18 protein-coding genes, 5 tRNA genes and 1 riboswitch are annotated in these 19,865 nt (G+C 58.1%); of the genes, 18 read left to right on the top strand and 5 right to left on the bottom strand.

The annotated features are described in order from the left end of the window. Positions 1–109: 109 nt before the first annotated feature. From ACM6IV_RS00860 to astE, 7 genes are all read left to right on the top strand, one after another. Positions 110–1,330: an aspartate aminotransferase family protein gene (locus tag ACM6IV_RS00860; RefSeq protein ID WP_414868350.1), complete on the top strand. Its 1,221-nt coding sequence runs from the start codon at positions 110–112 to the stop codon at positions 1,328–1,330. A gap of 203 nt (positions 1,331–1,533) precedes the next feature. Beyond that, complete coding sequence (gene aruF, locus ACM6IV_RS00865) at positions 1,534–2,553, top strand: arginine/ornithine succinyltransferase subunit alpha (protein ID WP_414868351.1); 1,020 nt, start codon at positions 1,534–1,536, stop codon at positions 2,551–2,553. Positions 2,554–2,604: 51 nt separating this feature from the next. Continuing rightward, a complete protein-coding gene (astA, locus tag ACM6IV_RS00870; protein WP_414868352.1) occupies positions 2,605–3,630 on the top strand; it encodes an arginine N-succinyltransferase in 1,026 nt (341 codons plus the stop codon). After that, positions 3,627–5,096, top strand: coding sequence for a succinylglutamate-semialdehyde dehydrogenase (astD, locus tag ACM6IV_RS00875; RefSeq protein WP_414868368.1), 1,470 nt, complete (start codon positions 3,627–3,629; stop codon positions 5,094–5,096). The genes astA and astD overlap by 4 nt, the downstream gene beginning before the upstream one ends. Positions 5,097–5,259: 163 nt before the next feature. Continuing rightward, the gene (gene astB, locus ACM6IV_RS00880; RefSeq protein WP_414868353.1) at positions 5,260–6,606 is read left to right on the top strand and encodes an N-succinylarginine dihydrolase; all 1,347 of its coding nucleotides are present in this window, start codon (positions 5,260–5,262) and stop codon (positions 6,604–6,606) included. 57 nt (positions 6,607–6,663) lie between these two features. Then, positions 6,664–6,954, top strand: a complete 291-nt coding sequence (locus tag ACM6IV_RS00885) for a hypothetical protein (RefSeq protein WP_027612641.1) — start codon at positions 6,664–6,666, stop codon at positions 6,952–6,954. 12 nt (positions 6,955–6,966) lie between these two features. Beyond that, positions 6,967–7,977 carry a succinylglutamate desuccinylase gene (gene astE, locus ACM6IV_RS00890; RefSeq protein WP_414868354.1) on the top strand — a complete coding sequence of 337 codons (1,011 nt, stop codon included), beginning with the start codon at positions 6,967–6,969 and terminating at the stop codon, positions 7,975–7,977. Between the two features lie 152 nt (positions 7,978–8,129). Here astE and ACM6IV_RS00895 read toward each other — a convergent pair whose 3' ends face one another. Continuing rightward, complete coding sequence (locus ACM6IV_RS00895) at positions 8,130–8,639, bottom strand: 6,7-dimethyl-8-ribityllumazine synthase (protein WP_414868355.1); 510 nt, start codon at positions 8,637–8,639, stop codon at positions 8,130–8,132. Between the two features lie 103 nt (positions 8,640–8,742). After that, positions 8,743–8,914: riboswitch (FMN riboswitch) on the bottom strand. A 198-nt stretch (positions 8,915–9,112) separates the two neighbouring features. Here ACM6IV_RS00895 and ltaE point away from each other — a divergent pair. The 8 genes from ltaE to ACM6IV_RS00935 all read left to right on the top strand — a co-directional run bounded on the left by ltaE (position 9,113) and on the right by ACM6IV_RS00935 (position 15,223). Continuing rightward, on the top strand, positions 9,113–10,117 hold the full coding sequence (gene ltaE, locus ACM6IV_RS00900) for a low-specificity L-threonine aldolase (protein ID WP_414868356.1): 1,005 nt from the start codon (positions 9,113–9,115) through the stop codon (positions 10,115–10,117). A gap of 146 nt (positions 10,118–10,263) precedes the next feature. Beyond that, positions 10,264–12,882 carry an alanine--tRNA ligase gene (alaS, locus tag ACM6IV_RS00905; RefSeq protein ID WP_414868357.1) on the top strand — a complete coding sequence of 873 codons (2,619 nt, stop codon included), beginning with the start codon at positions 10,264–10,266 and terminating at the stop codon, positions 12,880–12,882. A 90-nt stretch (positions 12,883–12,972) separates the two neighbouring features. After that, on the top strand, positions 12,973–14,214 hold the full coding sequence (locus ACM6IV_RS00910) for an aspartate kinase (RefSeq protein ID WP_007919332.1): 1,242 nt from the start codon (positions 12,973–12,975) through the stop codon (positions 14,212–14,214). 186 nt (positions 14,215–14,400) lie between these two features. After that, complete coding sequence (csrA, locus tag ACM6IV_RS00915; protein WP_002554426.1) at positions 14,401–14,589, top strand: carbon storage regulator CsrA; 189 nt, start codon at positions 14,401–14,403, stop codon at positions 14,587–14,589. A gap of 62 nt (positions 14,590–14,651) precedes the next feature. Continuing rightward, positions 14,652–14,742: transfer RNA gene (locus ACM6IV_RS00920), tRNA-Ser, on the top strand. 107 nt (positions 14,743–14,849) lie between these two features. Then, positions 14,850–14,926 (top strand) — tRNA-Arg (locus tag ACM6IV_RS00925). 72 nt (positions 14,927–14,998) lie between these two features. Then, a tRNA-Arg gene (locus ACM6IV_RS00930) sits at positions 14,999–15,075 on the top strand. A 71-nt stretch (positions 15,076–15,146) separates the two neighbouring features. Beyond that, positions 15,147–15,223, top strand: a tRNA-Arg gene (locus ACM6IV_RS00935). 19 nt (positions 15,224–15,242) lie between these two features. On the opposite strand, the gene ACM6IV_RS00940 is transcribed toward ACM6IV_RS00935, so the two are convergent. After that, positions 15,243–15,761, bottom strand: coding sequence for a cell envelope protein SmpA (locus ACM6IV_RS00940; protein WP_414868358.1), 519 nt, complete (start codon positions 15,759–15,761; stop codon positions 15,243–15,245). Positions 15,762–16,081: 320 nt separating this feature from the next. Here ACM6IV_RS00940 and mgtE point away from each other — a divergent pair, with 320 nt between their 5' ends. Continuing rightward, entirely contained in the window at positions 16,082–17,524 is a 1,443-nt protein-coding gene (gene mgtE, locus ACM6IV_RS00945; RefSeq protein ID WP_150776409.1) for a magnesium transporter, read from the top strand. A gap of 113 nt (positions 17,525–17,637) precedes the next feature. Here the strand turns inward: mgtE and ACM6IV_RS00950 are convergent, their stop codons facing one another. Then, the gene (locus tag ACM6IV_RS00950; RefSeq protein WP_003178899.1) at positions 17,638–17,964 is read right to left on the bottom strand and encodes an Arc family DNA-binding protein; all 327 of its coding nucleotides are present in this window, start codon (positions 17,962–17,964) and stop codon (positions 17,638–17,640) included. Positions 17,965–18,353: 389 nt separating this feature from the next. Between ACM6IV_RS00950 and phnN the strand changes: the two genes are divergently transcribed. Next, positions 18,354–18,923 (top strand): phosphonate metabolism protein/1,5-bisphosphokinase (PRPP-forming) PhnN, encoded by a 570-nt coding sequence (phnN, locus tag ACM6IV_RS00955; RefSeq protein ID WP_414868359.1) that lies wholly within the window; start codon positions 18,354–18,356, stop codon positions 18,921–18,923. Here phnN and ACM6IV_RS00960 read toward each other — a convergent pair. Next, the gene (locus ACM6IV_RS00960; protein ID WP_414868360.1) at positions 18,898–19,077 is read right to left on the bottom strand and encodes a PA3371 family protein; all 180 of its coding nucleotides are present in this window, start codon (positions 19,075–19,077) and stop codon (positions 18,898–18,900) included. The genes phnN and ACM6IV_RS00960 overlap by 26 nt on opposite strands. A 20-nt stretch (positions 19,078–19,097) precedes the next feature. Next, positions 19,098–19,334: a hypothetical protein gene (locus ACM6IV_RS00965; protein ID WP_414868361.1), complete on the bottom strand. Its 237-nt coding sequence runs from the start codon at positions 19,332–19,334 to the stop codon at positions 19,098–19,100. Between the two features lie 294 nt (positions 19,335–19,628). On the opposite strand from ACM6IV_RS00965, the gene ACM6IV_RS00970 reads away from it, so the two are divergent. Further along, positions 19,629–19,705, top strand: a tRNA-Arg gene (locus ACM6IV_RS00970). Positions 19,706–19,865 lie beyond the last annotated feature (160 nt).

The raw sequence follows: 19,865 nt of genomic DNA on the forward strand, positions 1-19,865 counted from the left end.
TGCGCTATAAGAAGTTGTCGCTTGGCGACAAGGCCGGGCACAAAACTGTCCTTACAATCCCCCCATCGCTCGCCAGTTTCAGGCGAGTGTTTCTCATCAGGAGACTCCGATGTCCGTTGAGCACGCTGCGGTACAACGCGCCGATTTCGACCAGGTTATGGTTCCCAACTACGCGCCTGCCGCTTTCATTCCGGTGCGTGGCGCCGGTTCCCGCGTCTGGGATCAGGCCGGCCGCGAGCTGATCGACTTCGCCGGCGGGATTGCCGTTAACGTATTGGGCCACGCGCACCCGGCGCTGGTCGGTGCACTGACCGAACAGGCGAACAAGCTGTGGCACGTGTCCAACGTGTTCACCAACGAACCGGCCCTGCGCCTGGCGCACAAGCTGATCGACGCTACGTTTGCCGAGCGCGTGTTCTTCTGCAACTCCGGCGCCGAAGCCAACGAGGCCGCGTTCAAGCTGGCCCGTCGTGTCGCGTTCGACCGTTTCGGCACTGAGAAATACGAAATCATCGCGGCGCTGAACAGCTTCCATGGCCGTACCCTGTTCACCGTCAACGTCGGTGGCCAGTCGAAGTACTCCGACGGTTTCGGCCCGAAAATCACTGGCATCACCCACGTGCCTTATAACGACCTGGCGGCCCTGAAAGCAGCGGTGTCCGACAAGACCTGCGCGGTCGTGCTGGAACCGATCCAGGGCGAGGGCGGCGTGCTGCCAGCCGAACTGGCTTACCTGCAAGGTGCCCGCGAACTGTGCGACGCAAACAACGCGCTGCTGGTGTTCGACGAAGTGCAGACCGGCATGGGCCGCAGCGGCAAGCTGTTTGCCTACCAGCATTACGGCGTGACCCCGGACATCCTGACCAGCGCCAAGAGCCTTGGCGGCGGTTTCCCGATTGCGGCCATGCTGACCACCGAAGCGCTGGCCAAACATCTGGTCGTCGGTACACACGGCACCACTTACGGCGGCAACCCGCTGGCGTGCGCTGTTGCGGAAGCAGTGATCGACGTGATCAACACCCCTGAAGTGTTGAACGGCGTGAACGCCAAGCATGACAAGTTCAAGGCGCGCCTTGAGCAGATCGGTGAGAAGTACGGCCTGTTCACTCAGGTGCGTGGTCTCGGTCTGCTGATTGGTTGTGTGCTCAGCGATGCCTGGAAAGGCAAGGCCAAAGACATCTTCAACGCCGCTGAACAAGAAGGCCTGATGATTCTGCAGGCCGGCCCGGACGTGATCCGTTTCGCTCCGAGCCTGGTGGTGGAAGACGCCGATATCGATGCCGGTCTGGACCGCTTCGAACGCGCTGCTGCGAAGTTGACGCAAGCCTGATGGACTTTTCGGCGCCTCGAGTTTTTCAGGCGTCGAACCCAATTTTTGATGCCGGTGAGATTCATTGTGGGAGCGAGCTTGCTCGCGAAGAGGGAGTTTCAGTCGCCATCTATGCTGACTGATACACCGCTTTCGCGAGCAAGCTCGCTCCCACAGTGTCCGGTGTTTTTTTCTGTGAATTGATAAGAGAAAGGAGTGACACCATGCTGGTGATGCGCCCTGCGCAAATGGCTGATCTGGGCGAGGTACAGCGTCTGGCCGCGGACAGCCCGATTGGTGTCACTTCCTTGCCGGATGACGTGGAACGTCTGAGCGACAAGATCGCGGCGAGCGAAGCGTCGTTTGCTGCCGAAGTGAGCTTCAACGGTGAGGAAAGCTATTTCTTCGTCCTCGAAGACACCACCACCGGCAAGCTGGTGGGTTGCTCGGCGATTGTTGCTTCGGCCGGTTATTCAGAGCCGTTTTACAGCTTTCGCAACGAGACCTTCGTGCACGCCTCGCGCGAGCTGAAGATCCACAACAAGATCCATGTGCTTTCGCAGTGCCACGACCTGACCGGCAACAGCTTGCTCACCAGTTTCTACGTGCAGCGCGAGCTGGTCGGTTCGCCATGGTCCGAACTCAATTCCCGTGGCCGTCTGCTGTTCGTCGCCAGCCACCCTGAGCGTTTCGCCGATTCGGTGGTGACCGAGATCGTCGGTTACAGCGATGAGAACGGCGACTCGCCATTCTGGGATGCCATCGGTCGCAACTTCTTCGACCTCAACTACGCCGAAGCCGAACGCCTGTGCGGCCTGAAAAGCCGCACGTTCCTCGCCGAGCTGATGCCGCATTACCCGATCTACGTACCGCTGCTGCCGGATTCCGCCCAAGAGGCGATGGGCCAGGTGCACCCGCGTGCGCAGATCACCTTCGACATCCTGATGCGTGAAGGCTTCGAGACCGATCACTACATCGATATTTTCGACGGTGGTCCGACCCTGCATGCGCGTGTTTCGGGGATCCGTTCGATCGCCCAGAGCCGCGTGGTGCCGGTGAAGATCGGCGAGCCGGTCAAGGGTGCCGGGCGTCAGTATCTGGTGGCCAACGCGCAGTTGCAGGATTACCGCGCGGTGTTGCTGGAGCTGGATTACGCGCCGGGCAAACCGGTGACTCTTGATCTGGAAGCGGCCGAAGCCCTGGGCGTCGGTGAAGGTGCCAGCGTGCGCCTGGTGGCGGTTTAACGCCTTAGCGAGTTTCACGGGTGGCGAAGGCGGCCCGTTTGAGGAGATAGCATGATTGTTCGTCCCGTACGCAGCAGCGATTTAGCCGCGCTGATCGACCTGGCACGCAGCACCGGTACCGGCCTGACCACATTGCCGGCCAACGAAGAACGTCTGGCCCACCGGGTCGGCTGGGCCGAGAAGACCTTTCGCGGCGAGGCTGGCCGTGGCGATGCGGACTACCTGTTCGTGCTCGAAGATGACGACGGTCGTGTGGTAGGGATTTCCGCCATTGCTGGCGCCGTCGGTCTGCGTGAGCCCTGGTATAACTTCCGTGTCGGCCTGACCGTCAGCGCTTCGCAAGAGCTGAACATCTATCGCGAGATTCCGACGCTGTTTCTGGCCAACGACCTGACCGGCAATTCCGAGTTGTGCTCGCTGTTCCTGCACGCCGATTTTCGCAACGGTCTGAACGGTCGCATGCTGTCCAAGGCGCGGATGCTGTTCATCGCTGAATTCCCTGAATTGTTCGGCAACAAGATCATTGCCGAGATGCGCGGTGTCTCCGATGACGCCGGCCGTTCGCCATTCTGGGAAAGCCTCGGTCGCCACTTCTTCAAGATGGAATTCAGCCAGGCCGATTACCTGACCGGTGTCGGCAACAAGGCCTTCATCGCTGAACTGATGCCGAAGTTCCCGCTGTACACCTGCTTCCTGTCCGAAAGCGCGCGTAACGTTATCGGGCAGGTGCACCCGGATACCGAGCCGGCCCTGGCGATGCTCAAGAGCGAAGGTTTCAGTTATCAGGGTTACGTCGATATCTTCGACGCAGGTCCGGCCATCGAATGCGAAACCGGCAAGATCCGCGCCGTGCGTGACAGTGAAGCGTTGGTGCTGGCCGTGGGTACGCCGGGCGATGACGCCACGCCGTTCATCATCCATAACCGCAAGCGCGAAGACTGCCGCATCACCGCTGCGCCGGCGCGTCTCGCTGCCGGCACGCTGGTGGTCGATCCGCAGACCGCCAAACGTCTTCAACTCAACGCCGGCGACCAAGTGCGCGCCGTAGCGTTGTCCGCTGCACGGGAGTCGAAATAATGAATTCGCTATACATCGCAGGTGAGTGGCTGACCGGTCAGGGCGAAGCCTTTCAATCGCTGAACCCGGTGACCCAGCAAGTGCTGTGGTCAGGGGAGGGCGCCACGACAGCTCAGGTTGAATCAGCTGTGCAGGCTGCGCGTCAGGCGTTTCCGGGTTGGGCACGTCGCACGCTGGAGGAGCGCATCAGCGTCCTCGAAGCGTTTGCTGCCGCCCTGAAAAACCACAGTGACGAACTGGCCCGCACCATCGGTGAGGAAACCGGCAAACCGTTGTGGGAAGCCGCGACCGAAGTCACCAGCATGGTCAACAAGATCGCGATCTCGGTGCAGAGCTACCGCGAACGCACCGGCGAGAAGAGTGGCCCGCTGGGCGATGCTACTGCCGTACTGCGCCACAAACCGCACGGCGTAGTCGCGGTGTTCGGTCCTTACAACTTCCCGGGTCACTTGCCGAACGGCCACATCGTGCCGGCGCTGCTGGCGGGTAACAGCGTGCTGTTCAAGCCCAGCGAACTGACTCCGAAAGTCGCCGAGCTGACAGTCAGGTGCTGGATCGAAGCCGGTCTGCCGGCAGGTGTTTTGAATCTGCTGCAAGGCGCTCGCGAAACCGGCATCGCGCTGGCGGCGAACCCAGGTATCGACGGTCTGTTCTTTACCGGTTCGAGCCGCACCGGCAACCATCTGCACCAGCAATTCGCCGGGCGTCCGGACAAGATCCTTGCGCTGGAAATGGGCGGTAACAACCCTTTGGTGGTCGATCAGGTCGCCGACCTCGACGCAGCCGTTTACGCGATCATTCAGTCGGCGTTCATTTCTGCCGGCCAGCGCTGCACCTGCGCCCGTCGTCTGCTGGTGCCGCAAGGCGCCTGGGGCGATAGCCTGCTCAAGCGTCTGGTGGAAGTCAGCGCGAGTATTGAAGTCGGTGCATTCGATCAGCAACCGGCGCCGTTCATGGGCGCGGTGATTTCCCTCGGCGCGGCGAAAGCGCTGATGGATGCGCAAGAACATCTGTTGGCCAATGGCGCCGTGTCGCTGCTGGCGATGACGCAGCCACAGCCACAAGCCGCGCTGCTGACCCCGGGGATTCTTGATGTCACTGCGGTGGCCGAGCGTCCGGACGAAGAACTGTTCGGCCCGTTGCTGCAAGTGATTCGCTACGCCGATTTCGAAGCAGCGATCGCTGAAGCCAATGACACCGCTTACGGCCTGGCCGCAGGTCTGTTGTCGGATTCCGAAGCGCGTTATCAGCAGTTCTGGCTGGAAAGTCGTGCCGGCATCGTCAATTGGAACAAGCAGCTGACCGGCGCTGCGAGCAGCGCACCGTTTGGTGGTGTCGGGGCCTCGGGCAACCATCGCGCCAGTGCCTATTACGCGGCGGATTACTGCGCGTACCCGGTGGCATCGCTGGAAACCCCGAGCCTGACTTTGCCAGCAGCCCTGACGCCCGGCGTGAAAATGGCGTAACGGCCATCGCGAGCAGGCTCACTCCCACAGGATATGTGTCGTACACAACATGTGTGTTCACCGCTAAACCTGTAGGAGTGAGCCAGCTCGCGATAGCCGCGACGCGGTCTGACTGAATTGTTACCTGAAGCCTATAACAACAGATTCTCGTGGAGCCTCGCTGATGAAATCCTATGAAGTCAATTTTGACGGTCTAGTGGGGCCGACCCATAATTACGGTGGCCTGTCCTACGGCAACGTTGCCTCCCAGAGCAACAGCCAGCAGTCATCGAATCCGAAGGAAGCGGCGCTGCAAGGTCTGGCGAAGATGAAAGCGCTGATGGAAATGGGCTTTCAGCAAGGCGTGCTGGCGCCACAGGAACGCCCGGACGTGGCCGCTCTGCGCCGCTTGGGTTTCAGTGGCACTGATGCGCAAGTGATCGAGCGCGCCGCCAAAGAAGCCATGCCGCTGCTGGTTGCCAGTTGTTCGGCGTCGAGCATGTGGGTAGCCAACGCTGCCACGGTCAGCCCGAGTGCCGACACCGCTGACGGTCGCGTGCACTTCACCGCCGCCAACCTCAACTGCAAATACCACCGCAGCATCGAGCACCCGACCACCAGTCGCGTGCTCGGCGCGATGTTTGCCAATCAGCAGCACTTTGCTCATCACGCCGCGTTGCCGGCAGTGGCGCAGTTCGGTGACGAAGGCGCGGCCAATCACACACGTTTCTGCCGTGAATACGGCGAGGCGGGCGTCGAGTTTTTTGTGTTCGGTCGCAGTGCGTTCGACAACCGTTTCCCGGCGCCGCAGAAATACCCGGCGCGCCAGACCCTTGAAGCTTCGCAAGCCGTTGCCCGTCTGCACGGTCTGCGAGACGAAGGCGTGGTCTATGCCCAGCAAAATCCGAACGTGATCGATCAGGGCGTGTTCCACAACGACGTGATCGCCGTGGGTAACGGGGAAGTGCTGTTCTATCACGAGGATGCATTCCTCGACACCGATCAAATGTTGGCCGAATTGCAAGGCAAACTCGGCAAAGTCGGCGGCAACTTCCAGTCGGTGTGTGTGCAGCGTTCGGCAGTCACCGTGGATGACGCGGTGCGCTCCTATCTGTTCAACAGCCAGTTGCTCTCACGTCCTGACGGTTCGATGCTGCTGATCGTGCCGCAAGAGTGCCAGGCCAACGAGCGCGTCTGGACTTACCTGCAAGAACTGACCAGCTCCGGCGGTCTGATTCGCGAAGTGAAAGTCTTCGATCTCAAGCAAAGCATGCAGAACGGCGGTGGCCCGGCGTGTCTGCGTCTGCGCGTCGCGCTTAACGAAACCGAACTGGCGGCGGTCAACCCAAGCGTTATCATGACGCCACCGTTGTACGGTTCGTTGACCGCATGGGTTGAAAAGCACTACCGCGACCGCCTGAGCGAAACCGATCTGGCGGATCCGCAATTGCTGCTTGAATGCCGGACGGCACTGGATGAACTGACGCAAATCCTTAAACTGGGCGCGGTTTATCCATTCCAGATCAATTGATGGCCGGCGCGTCGCCTGAACGTGGCGCGCGGCTTGTCTCCCCAAGAGAGTAAAAACATGAGCGATTCCCTGCAGCTGATCCTTGAAGACACCGACGGCACGCAACTGCAAACCTCGTGCACCCGCGTCGCGGTCATGTGGCAAGGCAAAGAGCTGTGGATCCAGCAGGACGGCCGTGGCCAACTGCTGATCGGCGTGGACGTCGAGGAAGGTGACGAAGAGTACGCCAACCTGCTGCTGCGCCCATTGGCGACTAATCTGGTAAGTCTGCAACTGGAAATGGAACCGGCTGACGTCGGCGACGATGAAGACCACGTGCACGGCCCGGATTGCAACCACGACCACTAAGGAAACCGCTCTATGCTCGCCCTCGGCAAACTGCTTGAACTGACCCTCGCCGGCCGCGAACCGGCGGAGAAGACTCAACTGACAGTCGAAGGCGTGCGTATGCGCTGGTTGAGCGAAGGTGCGCTGGAAGTCCGGCCACCTGAAGCACGCGACAATGGCCTGGACCTGCTGCTGTCAGCGGGTATCCATGGCAACGAAACGGCGCCGATCGAGTTGCTTGATCGGCTGCTGCACGACATCGCCCGCGGCGATCTGAAGCCGCGCGCGCGCATTCTGTTCCTGTTCGGCAACCCGGAAGCGATTCGCAAAGGTGAGCGTTTCGTCGAGCAGGACGTCAATCGGCTGTTCAACGGCCGTCATGAACAAAGCAGTGGCAGCGAAGCGCTGCGAGCCTGTGAGCTGGAACGTCTGGCGGCGAGTTTCTTCAGCCTGCCGGATCGTCAGCGTTTGCATTACGACCTGCACACGGCGATCCGTGGTTCGAAGATCGAACAATTCGCACTGTATCCGTGGAAGGAGGGACGTCAACATTCGCGTCTGCAACTGGCACGCCTGCGCGCTGCCGGGATGGAAGCGGTGTTGCTGCAGAATAAACCGTCGATCGTGTTCAGCTCTTACACCTACGACAAGCTTGGCGCCGAGTCTTTCACGCTGGAACTGGGCAAGGCACGGCCTTTCGGGCAGAACGACGGGGTCAATGTCGCGTTGCTGGAAACGCGCTTGCAACAGATCATCGAAGGCACCGAGCCGGAGATGGCGGAACAGGGACTGGATGGTTTGCAGCTGTTCAGCGTTGCGCGGGAAATCATCAAGCACAGCGATGCGTTCCGCCTGAACCTGCCGCAGGACATCGAAAACTTTTCCGAGCTGGAGATGGGCTACGTGTTGGCCGAAGATCTGGCCAATACCCGCTGGATCATCGAGGAAGAGGGCGCACGGATCATCTTCCCCAATCCCAAGGTCAAGAACGGCTTGCGCGCGGGCATCCTGATCGTCCCGACCACCGACGAAAACCTCGCCTGATAGCGACATTTGAATCGGCACAAAACCAATGTGGGAGCGAGCCTGCTCGCGAAAGCGGCCTACCAGTCAACTTGTCGTCGGCTGGCAGTCCCTCATCGCGAGCAGGCTCGCTCCCACATTTGATTTGAGTGAGGTCAAAAACTCACTCGACGTTACACGGCTACCGCATGCGGCTCGGTACGGCGCAATGCGCGAACCTTGCGCAGCGTATCGGCGCAAGTCCGCGCCGCTTCCTGGCCCTTGTGCACAAAATGCTCAAAGAAGAACTTCTGATGTTCGTCGCCAGCATGGAAGTGATGCGGGGTCAGGGATACCGAGAACACCGGCACTTCGGTTTCCAGCTGCACCTGCATCAGACCGCTGACCACCGACTGGGCGACGAATTCGTGACGGTAGATGCCGCCGTCCACAACCAGCGCTGCCGCGACGATGCCGGCATAACGACCGGTCTTGGCCAGCAACTTGGCGTGCAGAGGCATTTCAAAGGCGCCGCCGACTTCGAAGATGTCGATGTCCGATTCCTGATAACCCAAGGCAATCATTTCGGCGACGAAGCCTTTACGGCTCTGATCGACGATTTCCTTGTGCCAGCAGGCTTGAATGAACGCGACGCGCTCGCCCTGAGGGTGTTTGCTTTTGCTGTCGATAGCGGTGGGTTGCATGTTCTGACTCCTGTTTGTGTGAAAAACAGGGCGATATGAATCGAAAGGGATTCAAGGGTACGAGCGCACGCACGAATGCACGCGGACGGCCCTTTGGCGTCAATCCCGTTCTCTCTTCATCCGGACTATGACCGTCGGCCCCGGAATCACACCGGGTCTGCTGACCTTGCCGCCGTGCACCGCCAAAGCTGTGTCCGTCACCAAGCGCTCGCGGGCTATGCGCATTGCGCGCAATTACCGCCGGTGGGGAATTGCACCCCGCCCTGAGAACGTTTTTGCCGCCCTTTCTCGGGCAGCGCAGCGTTTTTAACACAGATTGTGGCTCTGTGCATTGCGCCTTTCTGATGATTGCCATCGAGTTTTCTGGCCATTCGAAACGACTTTTCCTTGCGCAAGGGTTGATTAATCCGCGCGATGACCGCAGTAATTCCAATTCGTAAAGGGATTTCCCCTGCTGACTTGAGGCCAGGTTCATGAGCGTTATCGATCTTCGCAGCGACACCGTCACCCAACCGACTCCCGCCATGCTCGACGCGATGACTGCGGCGGATACCGGGGATGATGTGTACGGCGAAGATCCGACGGTCAATCGTCTGGAAGCCGAACTGGCCAAACGACTGGGTTTCGCCGCCGCTTTGTTTGTGCCGACGGGCACCATGAGCAACCTGCTGGGGTTGATGGCGCATTGTGAGCGCGGCGACGAATACATCGTGGGTCAGCAGGCACATACCTACAAATACGAGGGCGGTGGGGCGGCGGTGCTCGGCTCGATCCAGCCGCAGCCGCTGGAAGTACAGACCGATGGCTCGCTGGATCTCGATCAGGTCGCGTCAGCGATCAAACCTGACGATTTCCATTTCGCCCGGACTCGTCTGCTGGCGCTGGAAAACACCATGCAGGGCAAAGTGCTCCCGCTGGAGTATCTGGCCCGCGCCCGCCGCTTCACTCAGGACAAAGGCTTGCAACTGCACCTCGACGGCGCGCGCCTTTACAACGCCGCAGTCAAGCTGGGCGTCGAGGCTCGGGAAATCACTCAGTACTTTGATTCGGTGTCGGTGTGCCTGTCCAAAGGCCTCGGCGCGCCGGTCGGCTCGGTGTTGTGCGGCTCTGAACAACTGATCGGCAAGGCCCGTCGTCTGCGCAAAATGGTCGGCGGCGGCATGCGTCAGGCCGGGCTGCTGGCAGCGGCGGGGCTGTATGCGCTGGACCACAATATCGAACGTCTGGCGGACGACCATGCCAACGCTCAGTTGCTGGCCGACGGCCTGCGTGAAGCAGGTTTCATCGTCGAACCGGTGCAAACCAACATGGTTTATGTGCAAATGGGCGACGAAGCCGAAGCGCTCAAGGCGTTTGCCAGCGAGCGCGGGATCAAGTTGAGCGCCGCTGCGCGTCTGCGCATGGTCACGCACATGGACGTCAATCGCTCGCAAATCGAGCAAGTGATCGCGACATTCGTCGAGTTTTCGCGCAAGTGACAGCGTTAGCCGTCCAATTGACCGTTTCTATCGTATAAACACGCTGTACCCCGCGCGCAGGGCCGATATAATGCGGCCCTTTGCCGTCGCTTCGTCTGTTGACGTTTCGAACAGGCCTTTGGCCGCAGCCTCCGTGGAAGAACCTAATGAAAAGCGCAGAAATCCGTGAAGCCTTCCTTCGCTTCTTCGAAGAGCAAGGCCACACCCGTGTAGCCTCCAGCTCTTTGATTCCGGGCAACGACCCAACCCTGCTGTTCACTAACGCGGGGATGAACCAGTTCAAGGACTGCTTCCTGGGCCAGGAAAAACGTGCGTACACCCGTGCGACCAGCAGCCAGAAGTGCGTGCGTGCCGGTGGCAAGAACAGCGATCTGGAAAACGTCGGTTATACCGCTCGTCACCACACGTTCTTCGAAATGCTCGGTAACTTCAGCTTCGGTGACTATTTCAAGAAGGACGCGATTACCTACGCGTGGACCTTCCTGACCGGCGTTCTGCAACTGCCGAAGGAAAAACTCTGGGTCACCGTCTACGCCTCCGACGATGAAGCGTATGACATCTGGACCCAACAAATCGGTGTGCCGGTCGAGCGCATGATCCGCATCGGCGACAACAAAGGCGCGCCGTACGCCTCCGACAACTTCTGGACCATGGGCGATACCGGCCCGTGCGGCCCATGCACCGAGATTTTCTACGATCACGGCGACCACATCTGGGGCGGCCCACCGGGTTCGCCAGAAGAAGACGGCGACCGTTACATCGAGATCTGGAACAACGTGTTCATGCAGTTCAACCGCACCGCCGATGGCGTGTTGCATCCGTTGCCAGCGCCGTCGGTCGACACCGGCATGGGCCTGGAGCGGATCAGTGCGGTGATGCAGCACGTCAATTCCAACTACGACATCGACCTGTTCAAGAACCTGCTGAAGGCGTCGGCTGAAGCCATCGGTTGCGAAAACGGCGATCAATCCTCGCTGAAAGTGGTTTCCGACCACATTCGTTCGTGCGGTTTCCTGATCGCCGACGGCGTGCTGCCGTCCAACGAAGGTCGCGGTTATGTACTGCGCCGGATCATCCGCCGCGCTTGCCGTCACGGTAACAAGCTGGGCGCGACCGGCAGCTTCTTCTACAAGATCGTTGCGGCGCTGGTCGCCGAGATGGGCGAAGCGTTCCCGGAACTGAAGAAGCAGCAGAGCAACATCGAGCGCGTGCTCAAGGCCGAAGAAGAGCAGTTCTCCAAGACGCTGGAGCACGGCCTGAAGATCCTCGAGCAGGATCTGCTGGAACTCAAAGGCACCGTGGTGCCTGGCGACGTGGTGTTCAAACTCTACGACACCTACGGGTTCCCGATGGACCTGACCGCCGACATCGCGCGTGAGCGCGGCCTGACCGTGGACGAAGTCGGTTTCGAGCGTGAGATGGAAGCCCAGCGTGTTCGTGCACGTTCGGCCAGCTCGTTCGGTCTGGACTACAACACCCTGGTCAAGGTTGATGTCGCCACCGAATTTACCGGTTACAAGGACACCAGCGGTTCGGCAAAAATCGTCGCCATCTATAAAGATGGCCAGTCGGTCGACGTCTTGAATGAAGGCGAAGAGGCGGTGATCGTGCTGAATCAGACGCCGTTCTACGCTGAATCCGGCGGCCAGATCGGCGACTGCGGTTTCCTGCAGGCAGGCAGCGCGCGTTTCGATGTGCGTGACACCACCAAGACCGGCGGCGCGTTCCTGCACCACGGCGTGCTGGATTCGGGCAGCCTGACCATCGGCGCGCCGGTGGAAACCCACGTCGACGCCGAAGTGCGTCACGCGACTTCGCTGAACCACTCGGCCACCCACTTGCTGCACGCTGCATTGCGTCAGGTTCTGGGCGAGCACGTTCAGCAGAAAGGTTCGTTGGTGGACAGCCAGCGTCTGCGTTTCGACTTCAGCCACTTTGAAGCGATCAAGCCGGAACAGATCAAAGCACTGGAAGACATCGTCAACGCCGAGATTCGCAAGAACTCCGCCGTTGAAACCGAAGAGACCGACATCGAAACCGCCAAGAACAAAGGCGCCATGGCGCTGTTCGGCGAGAAGTACGGCGACAGCGTGCGCGTGCTGAGCATGGGCGGCGATTTCTCCGTCGAGCTGTGCGGCGGTATCCACGCCAACCGTACCGGTGACATCGGTTTGCTGAAAATCATCAGTGAAGGCGGCGTGGCATCGGGCGTGCGTCGTATCGAGGCTGTCACTGGTGCTGCGGCACTGGCCTACTTGAACGCGGCAGAAGAACAACTCAAGGAAGCGGCCAGCCTGGTCAAGGGCAGCCGCGACAACCTGATCGACAAGCTGTCGGCTGTGCTGGAGCGCAATCGGCAACTGGAGAAACAACTCGAGCAGTTGCAGGCCAAGGCTGCCAGCGCCGCGGGCGACGATCTGTCGGCCTCGGCAGTGGACGTCAAGGATGTGAAGGTTCTGGCTGCACGTCTGGATGGTCAGGACGGCAAGGCGCTGCTGGCGCTGGTCGATCAACTGAAAAACAAACTCGGCCGCGCAGTGATCCTGCTCGGCAGTGTCCATGAGGAAAAGGTCGTACTGGTTGCAGGCGTAACCAAGGACCTGACTGGCCAACTCAAAGCCGGTGATTTGATGAAGCAGGCTGCTGCGGCAGTGGGCGGGAAGGGCGGTGGTCGTCCGGACATGGCGCAGGGCGGCGGTGTCGACGCCGGCGCGCTGGACGGCGCACTGGCACTGACCGTTCCATTCGTCGAGCAGGGTTTATAAGGCAGTCCGTCCGGCCCGCAGTCTAGTGGTGGGCCGGGCGGCTGTTCGAGTGATTATTGGGCGCCCTTCATGGGCAGAGGCGGCTTTGAAATGGCTTTGATCGTACAGAAATTTGGAGGCACCTCGGTCGGTACTGTCGAGAGAATCGAGCAGGTCGCCGACAAGGTTAAGAAATTCCGCGATGCCGGCGATGACCTGGTGGTTGTGCTGTCTGCAATGAGCGGCGAAACCAACCGTCTGATCGATCTGGCCAAGCAAATCAGTGGCGATACTCAACCGGTTCCGCGCGAACTGGACGTGATCGTTTCCACCGGTGAGCAGGTGACGATTGCCCTGTTGGCCATGGCGCTGATCAAGCGCGGTGTGCCGGCGGTGTCGTACACCGGTAATCAGGTGCGGATCCTGACGGACAGTGCGCACAATAAAGCGCGTATCTTGCAGATTGATGACCAGAAGATTCGTGGTGATCTGAAGGCCGGTCGCGTGGTGGTTGTCGCCGGGTTCCAGGGCGTCGACGAGCACGGCAACATCACCACGCTGGGGCGTGGCGGTTCCGACACGACTGGCGTGGCACTGGCTGCCGCGTTGAAGGCTGACGAGTGCCAGATCTACACCGACGTTGACGGTGTCTACACCACCGACCCGCGCGTTGTACCGGTCGCTCAGCGGCTGGACAAGATTACCTTTGAAGAGATGCTGGAAATGGCCAGCCTCGGTTCCAAGGTGCTGCAGATCCGTGCGGTGGAATTCGCCGGCAAGTACAACGTTCCGCTGCGCGTACTGCACAGCTTCAAGGAGGGTCCGGGCACCCTCATTACTATTGATGAAGAGGAAACCATGGAACAGCCGATCATTTCCGGCATCGCTTTCAACCGCGATGAAGCCAAGCTGACCATCCGTGGCGTGCCAGACACCCCGGGTGTGGCGTTCAAGATTCTCGGCCCGATCAGTGCCGCGAACATCGAAGTCGACATGATCGTGCAGAACGTCGCGCACGATAACACCACCGACTTCACCTTCACCGTGCACCGCAATGACTACCAGGCCGCACAAACCGTGCTGGAAAACACTGCTCGCGAGATCGGTGCCCGTGAAGTCGTCGGCGACACCAAGATTGCCAAGGTCTCGATCGTCGGTGTCGGCATGCGTTCCCACGCGGGCGTGGCCAGCCGCATGTTCGAATCCCTGGCAAAAGAAAGCATTAACATCCAGATGATCTCGACTTCGGAAATCAAGGTTTCCGTGGTGATTGAAGAGAAGTACCTGGAACTGGCGGTGCGCGCCCTGCACACGGCTTTCGAACTGGATGCTCCGGCCCGTCAGGGCGAGTAATTCCGTTTCTTGAAGGGCGCGGTCTGACCGCGCCCTTTATTTTTGAATGGCGCGAGCCCTGAACTGTTCTTTTGCTCGCGCTGGTCAATACTCAGGCATGTAGGGCTACGATCGCTCCGGTTGTAGGTCGGGTGCCTTTTTTTTGCAGACTGTTGTCCCTGAACTGAATTGCGTGAGGAGAAAGGTATGCTGATTCTGACTCGTCGGTGCGCAGAAAGCCTGATTATCGGTGATGGCGAAATCACCGTGACCGTGCTCGGCGTTAAAGGAAACCAAGTGCGTATCGGCGTCAATGCCCCGAAAGAGGTTGCAGTGCACCGTGAGGAAATTTACCTGCGTATAAAGAAAGAGAAGGACGAAGAACCAAGCCATTAATTTTTATCGATTTTTATGTTTGCAAACGGGGAAAAGGTTGGTTAAGATACGCCCCGTGTTGCGGAGAGCTGGCCGAGTGGCCGAAGGCGCTCCCCTGCTAAGGGAGTACACCTCACAAGGGTGTCGGGGGTTCGAATCCCCCGTTCTCCGCCATTATTTGCTTAGTACGTTGTAATCTGGCTTTTTCTGTAAGTTGTTGAAATTAATAGAAAAAGTGGTTGGAATAGAGATTAGACGGGCTATAATGCGGCGCAACAAATGCACTCGTAGCTCAGCTGGATAGAGTACTCGGCTACGAACCGAGCGGTCACAGGTTCGAATCCTGTCGAGTGCACCATTTAAGAGTCAGTTACAGCAATGTAAATGACTTGGCTTCAACCAGGTGTGATCTGGTCCAACAAACACAAATGCACTCGTAGCTCAGCTGGATAGAGTACTCGGCTACGAACCGAGCGGTCACAGGTTCGAATCCTGTCGAGTGCACCATTTAAGAGTTAGTTGCAGCAATGTGAATAACTTGGTTTCAACCAGTTGTGGTCTGGTCTAAAAACACAAATGCACTCGTAGCTCAGCTGGATAGAGTACTCGGCTACGAACCGAGCGGTCACAGGTTCGAATCCTGTCGAGTGCACCATATACCGAAAAGCCCGCGTTCAACGCGGGCTTTTTGCTGTCCGGGATTTGGCTTTTGCCTTCACGCATCCTTGCTCATCAAAATCAATCTGAGCCGAACGTCCTCGCTTGAGGTCGTATCGATAGCTCGTCGTCGATGTTCGGATATTTACCTTGTCCGGCTTGCCTAGCGCGCTCTCGACATCTTGCTGGCTCATACCGGCAATGACACGGCGATTGATGATCGCTTCGCGACGTTGCCTGGCGTCGATCAAGTTTCCGCATCGGTCTTCAGCGTGGCCAACAATCCCTGGTGCACGAGCTTTGGAAGTCATGCCGGATATCACCTCATGGTTGTGTTCCGGCATCACCGCCACAACTGATCCAGGAGCATAAGGATGAACTTCCTGTGCTGAGCGCCGCTCGCCGTGCGCACAGCTCATCGAGGTGAAGGTGATGCTGCCATCATCGGCTTCGCAGCGATGTAGGGTAACGGCGGCCCCGCTAGGCGGAAAGCAAAGCAGGCTGGCGATTACGAGGTGAGATGTTTTCAGGGGCATTCGACGTCCTCCATGACGATCTACGCTCAAGGGTAGACGCTGCATTTTTCGACGCCGGTGTGTTTTCTTTTCAGAATGAGTCGTCGCATAGCAAGGATCAGGAGGGCGCTCAGGTTTGTTTCGCAAGCGCTTGTTTCGACCGCGATTTTTTAACGTTTTAAACCGTCAGGCGGTGTATCATTGCGCCCGTCAGCCCCGCCGGGGCTTATGGAAAAATTCCATGGACTTACCCAGTAGTTACTCAGTAGCCCGTTTCACCAATCATGAATTGACTGATTGATTCTTCCGGCGTGCCCCGCTGCTGGGAGTGGAGTTCGCCTATGTCTGAAATCGAAGTAAAGAAAACACAAGAAAGCCTGCAGGATCGCCTGGCTCAGGTCGTCGAGTTGCTGCAGCGCCAGCGGGTCGTCGAAGACCTGACTCATCGTCAGGAAGGTGCGCATCACGATCGCGTCGAAAACCTGGTTCATCGGCAAAATCTCGTCGAGCTGCAACGCAAGCTCGATGATCTGCACTCCGCCGACGTCGCCTACATCCTCGAAGCCTTGCCGCTGGACGACCGTCTGACGCTTTGGCAATTGGTCAAGGCTGATCGCGACGGCGACATTCTTCTCGAAGTATCCGACTCCGTTCGTGAAACCCTGATCGCCGACATGGACGATCACGAGCTCCTGGCTGCGGCCAAGGACATGGACGCCGACGAACTTGCTGACTTGGCTTCCGAGCTGCCGCGAGATGTCGTCCATGAGCTGATGGAGAGTCTGGATAACCAGCAGCGCGAGCGCGTGCGATCGGCATTGTCTTACGACGAGGAGCAGGTTGGTGCGCTGATGGACTTCGAGATGGTGACCATCCGTGAGGATGTCAGTCTCGAAGTGGTTCTGCGGTATCTGCGTCGCCTCAAAGAGCTACCGGGCCATACCGACAAGTTGTTCGTGGTTGATTACGACGGCGTGCTCAAAGGGGTGCTGCCGATCAAACGCCTGTTGGTCAACGACCCGGACAAACAAGTTGCCGAAGTGATGGCCAGCGATCCGGTGAGTTTCCACCCGGACGAAGATGCCTACGACGCCGCGCAGGCGTTCGAGCGTTATGACTTGATCTCGGCCCCGGTAGTCGACAAGAACGGCAAATTGATTGGCCGTTTGACTATCGACGAAATGGTCGACTTGATTCGTGAAGAAAGCGAGAGCGAAGTGCTCAACATGGCGGGTCTGCGTGAAGAGGAAGATATCTTCGCGTCGGTCTGGAAGTCGCTGCGTAACCGTTGGGCATGGCTGGCGATCAACTTGATCACTGCGTTTGTCGCGTCTCGAGTGATCGGTCTGTTCGAGGGCTCGATCGAGAAGCTGGTAGCACTTGCGGCGTTGATGCCGATCGTAGCGGGTATTGGCGGTAATTCCGGTAACCAGACGATCACCATGATTGTTCGCGCCATGGCACTCGACCAGGTCAGCACCGGTAATACTTCGCGCCTGATGCGCAAGGAGCTGGCGGTTGGCTTGATCAACGGCTTGGTCTGGGGTGGTGTGATCGGTGTCGTTGCTTATCTGCTTTATGGCAGTTGGTCGTTGGGTGTGGTAATGACCGCGGCAATGACGCTCAATCTATTGCTGGCTGCATTGATGGGGGTGTTGATCCCGATGACGCTGGCTAAGATGGGGCGAGATCCGGCGATGGGGGCGAGTGTAATGATCACTGCGATGACCGACAGCGGTGGTTTCTTCATCTTCCTTGGGTTGGCGACGATCTTCCTGCTCTGATCAGCTACAGCAAAAACAGCCCGCCAGTCTGGCGGGCTTTTTTGTGCCTGGAAAACTCAAAATTCGCGCAAAAAAAAGCCAGCAATTAAGCTGGCTTGAGATGTTCGGAATGCTCAGGACGCGTCGGCTGCCATTTCAGCGTCGTGGGCAATCAAGGACACCAAGGCGTTCTGTTGACGGTGAGACAGCTGGCGGAAGCGTTGCAGCAGCTCGCGCTCGTGCAATGACAGCTCCGGGCTGTCCAGGCGCATGCTCAGCTCTTCGCCCAGCGCACCTTCCTGAATAAGACTCTGCTCAAGGCGCGCAATGATCTCGGAGTTCATGCTGCGATGATGATTGCGAGCCACCTCGGCAATGCGTTCACGCATTCCGTCTGGCAGACGTACGACGAACTTGTCAGCCGTACGGCTGGAATAAATTGCCTGTTTCAATGGGCGCATATATTTAACCGGTTAGTTCAGGGGAGCGGTTCTCGGGATTGGCCGCAGGATGTGTGGTAGGACAAGCATCCGCGCCAAATGGTTCAACCTGAATTGTTAAGAGGCCCGCATCATGCCTCAAAATTGCCAGATCATTGGCGTCAATTCTGTGACAAATATTGAGCTGGGTAAAGGCGTAATGCCAGCACCAATCATCAGAAATGCGGACTGGTTTGAAATCTTCGTCTCTACCCGCGCCCTTGTATGCTTCCTGCTCTACATCAATTGATGTCCGAAGGCATCAGAACGTGCATGCTGTGCGGGTCTGCATCCTTGTTCCTTACTTATACAGGATAGTGGCAAATTGCCGATTTACTAGGGGCGGGCAACTGCTGGAGGGCTTTTTCAGGATGGATGGCAAGCTGATTTATTTGATGGGGCCGTCCGGTTCAGGCAAGGACAGTTTGATTGGGGCGGCTCGGGAGCCCTTGCGTGCTTTGAATTGCCAGGTGATGCGCCGAGTGATCACGCGATCTGCCGAATCAGTTGGGGAGGATGCAATTGGCGTGACATCGGAAGAATTCGAACGTCGCGAGCGAGCAGGCCATTTTTCGCTGGCTTGGCGTGCCAATGGTCTTGCCTATGGCATTCCCGTGGAAATGGATCAGCTTTTGAATGCTGGTGTGCATGTTTTAGTGAATGGCTCTCGGGCGAATCTGCGAAAAGCGATGGAGCGCTACCCTACGCTGTTACCTGTTTTGCTAACGGTCAAGGATGAGGTGTTACGAGATCGCCTGCTCATTCGTGGGCGGGAGACGCTTGAGCAGATTGATGCAAGGCTGGCTCGCAATGCGTTATTCAAGGATCGGCGTTCAAGTGATGGGCCGGCCCATCACATCGATAACTCTGGCAATCTGGCGGAGGCTGTCAATAATCTTTTGCTGTTGATTGAACTCAGCGTAAAACCGGATCAAATTTGATTTTTCGTCCCGCGGCCAATGCCAGCACAAATAACACGGCAAAAAAGCCGCAACCAACCAGTGGCGGGCTGATTTCGATTCCGTCGAATAGCGATAAATGCACCACGCCACTCAATAAGGCGAGGATCAGAAATCCCGCAGCTGACTTGGACATGTTTTGCTCCTGAAGATATTTCAAAAAATCAGATGTTCGGACGTCAGTTCAGAGAGCGCTTGCTCAGAATTCCTGACGGCTTGCGGGGTAGGGGTGTCTTGATCGCTTAGCACTGCCAGTTGTGGCGCTTTTTGTACCTGCAAATAATGCGGCATGCGCTGAGCCAATGGCGCCGTCCCACCATTGTCGGCCATGAAGTGAAAACTCACCAAAACCGCCAGGGCAATTGCGTTTGCAAGCAAAAGGGTGCTGTTCATGGGGCGTGCTCCGAATGTTCTTGTATAAAACAGGCAAAGCAGCCGTCGTGCCAACAGTCTAACCTCTATTAATTCTTTTAAAAACAATAGGTTAAGCGTATTTCTTGAGTTAGGAGGATTGCAATCTGCAATGCTGGCTTTCTATTGGAAGTGCAAAATGCACGGTAATTCTTCCCGCAGGAATGCACGACGCCTGCCTACACTTAAAAAGCCTGCGGACGACATGACAAATCGCGGTTCGGTCGTTAACATGCACGCCGTTCGTCATGCAGCGTCTGCTGCATCAAAACGTGTGTCTCAGTAGCTCAATTGGATAGAGCATCCCCCTCCTAAGGGGAAGGTTGGCAGTTCGAACCTGCCCTGGGACACCATCTATTGTTGAAGCCCCCATTCTCAGTGCTTGCTCACCTCTAGGTGCCCAAACCATTGGGTATAGGGTGCGCGCGTGTTTTCTGATCGATTTCGAATCAGACTGAGGATCGCTTCTATATATAGGCGCTTTTCCTTTATTCGATAGAAAAGCGCAATTAA

Source organism: Pseudomonas sp. IT-347P (assembly GCF_949768005.1).
Taxonomy (GTDB): Bacteria; Pseudomonadota; Gammaproteobacteria; order Pseudomonadales; family Pseudomonadaceae; genus Aquipseudomonas.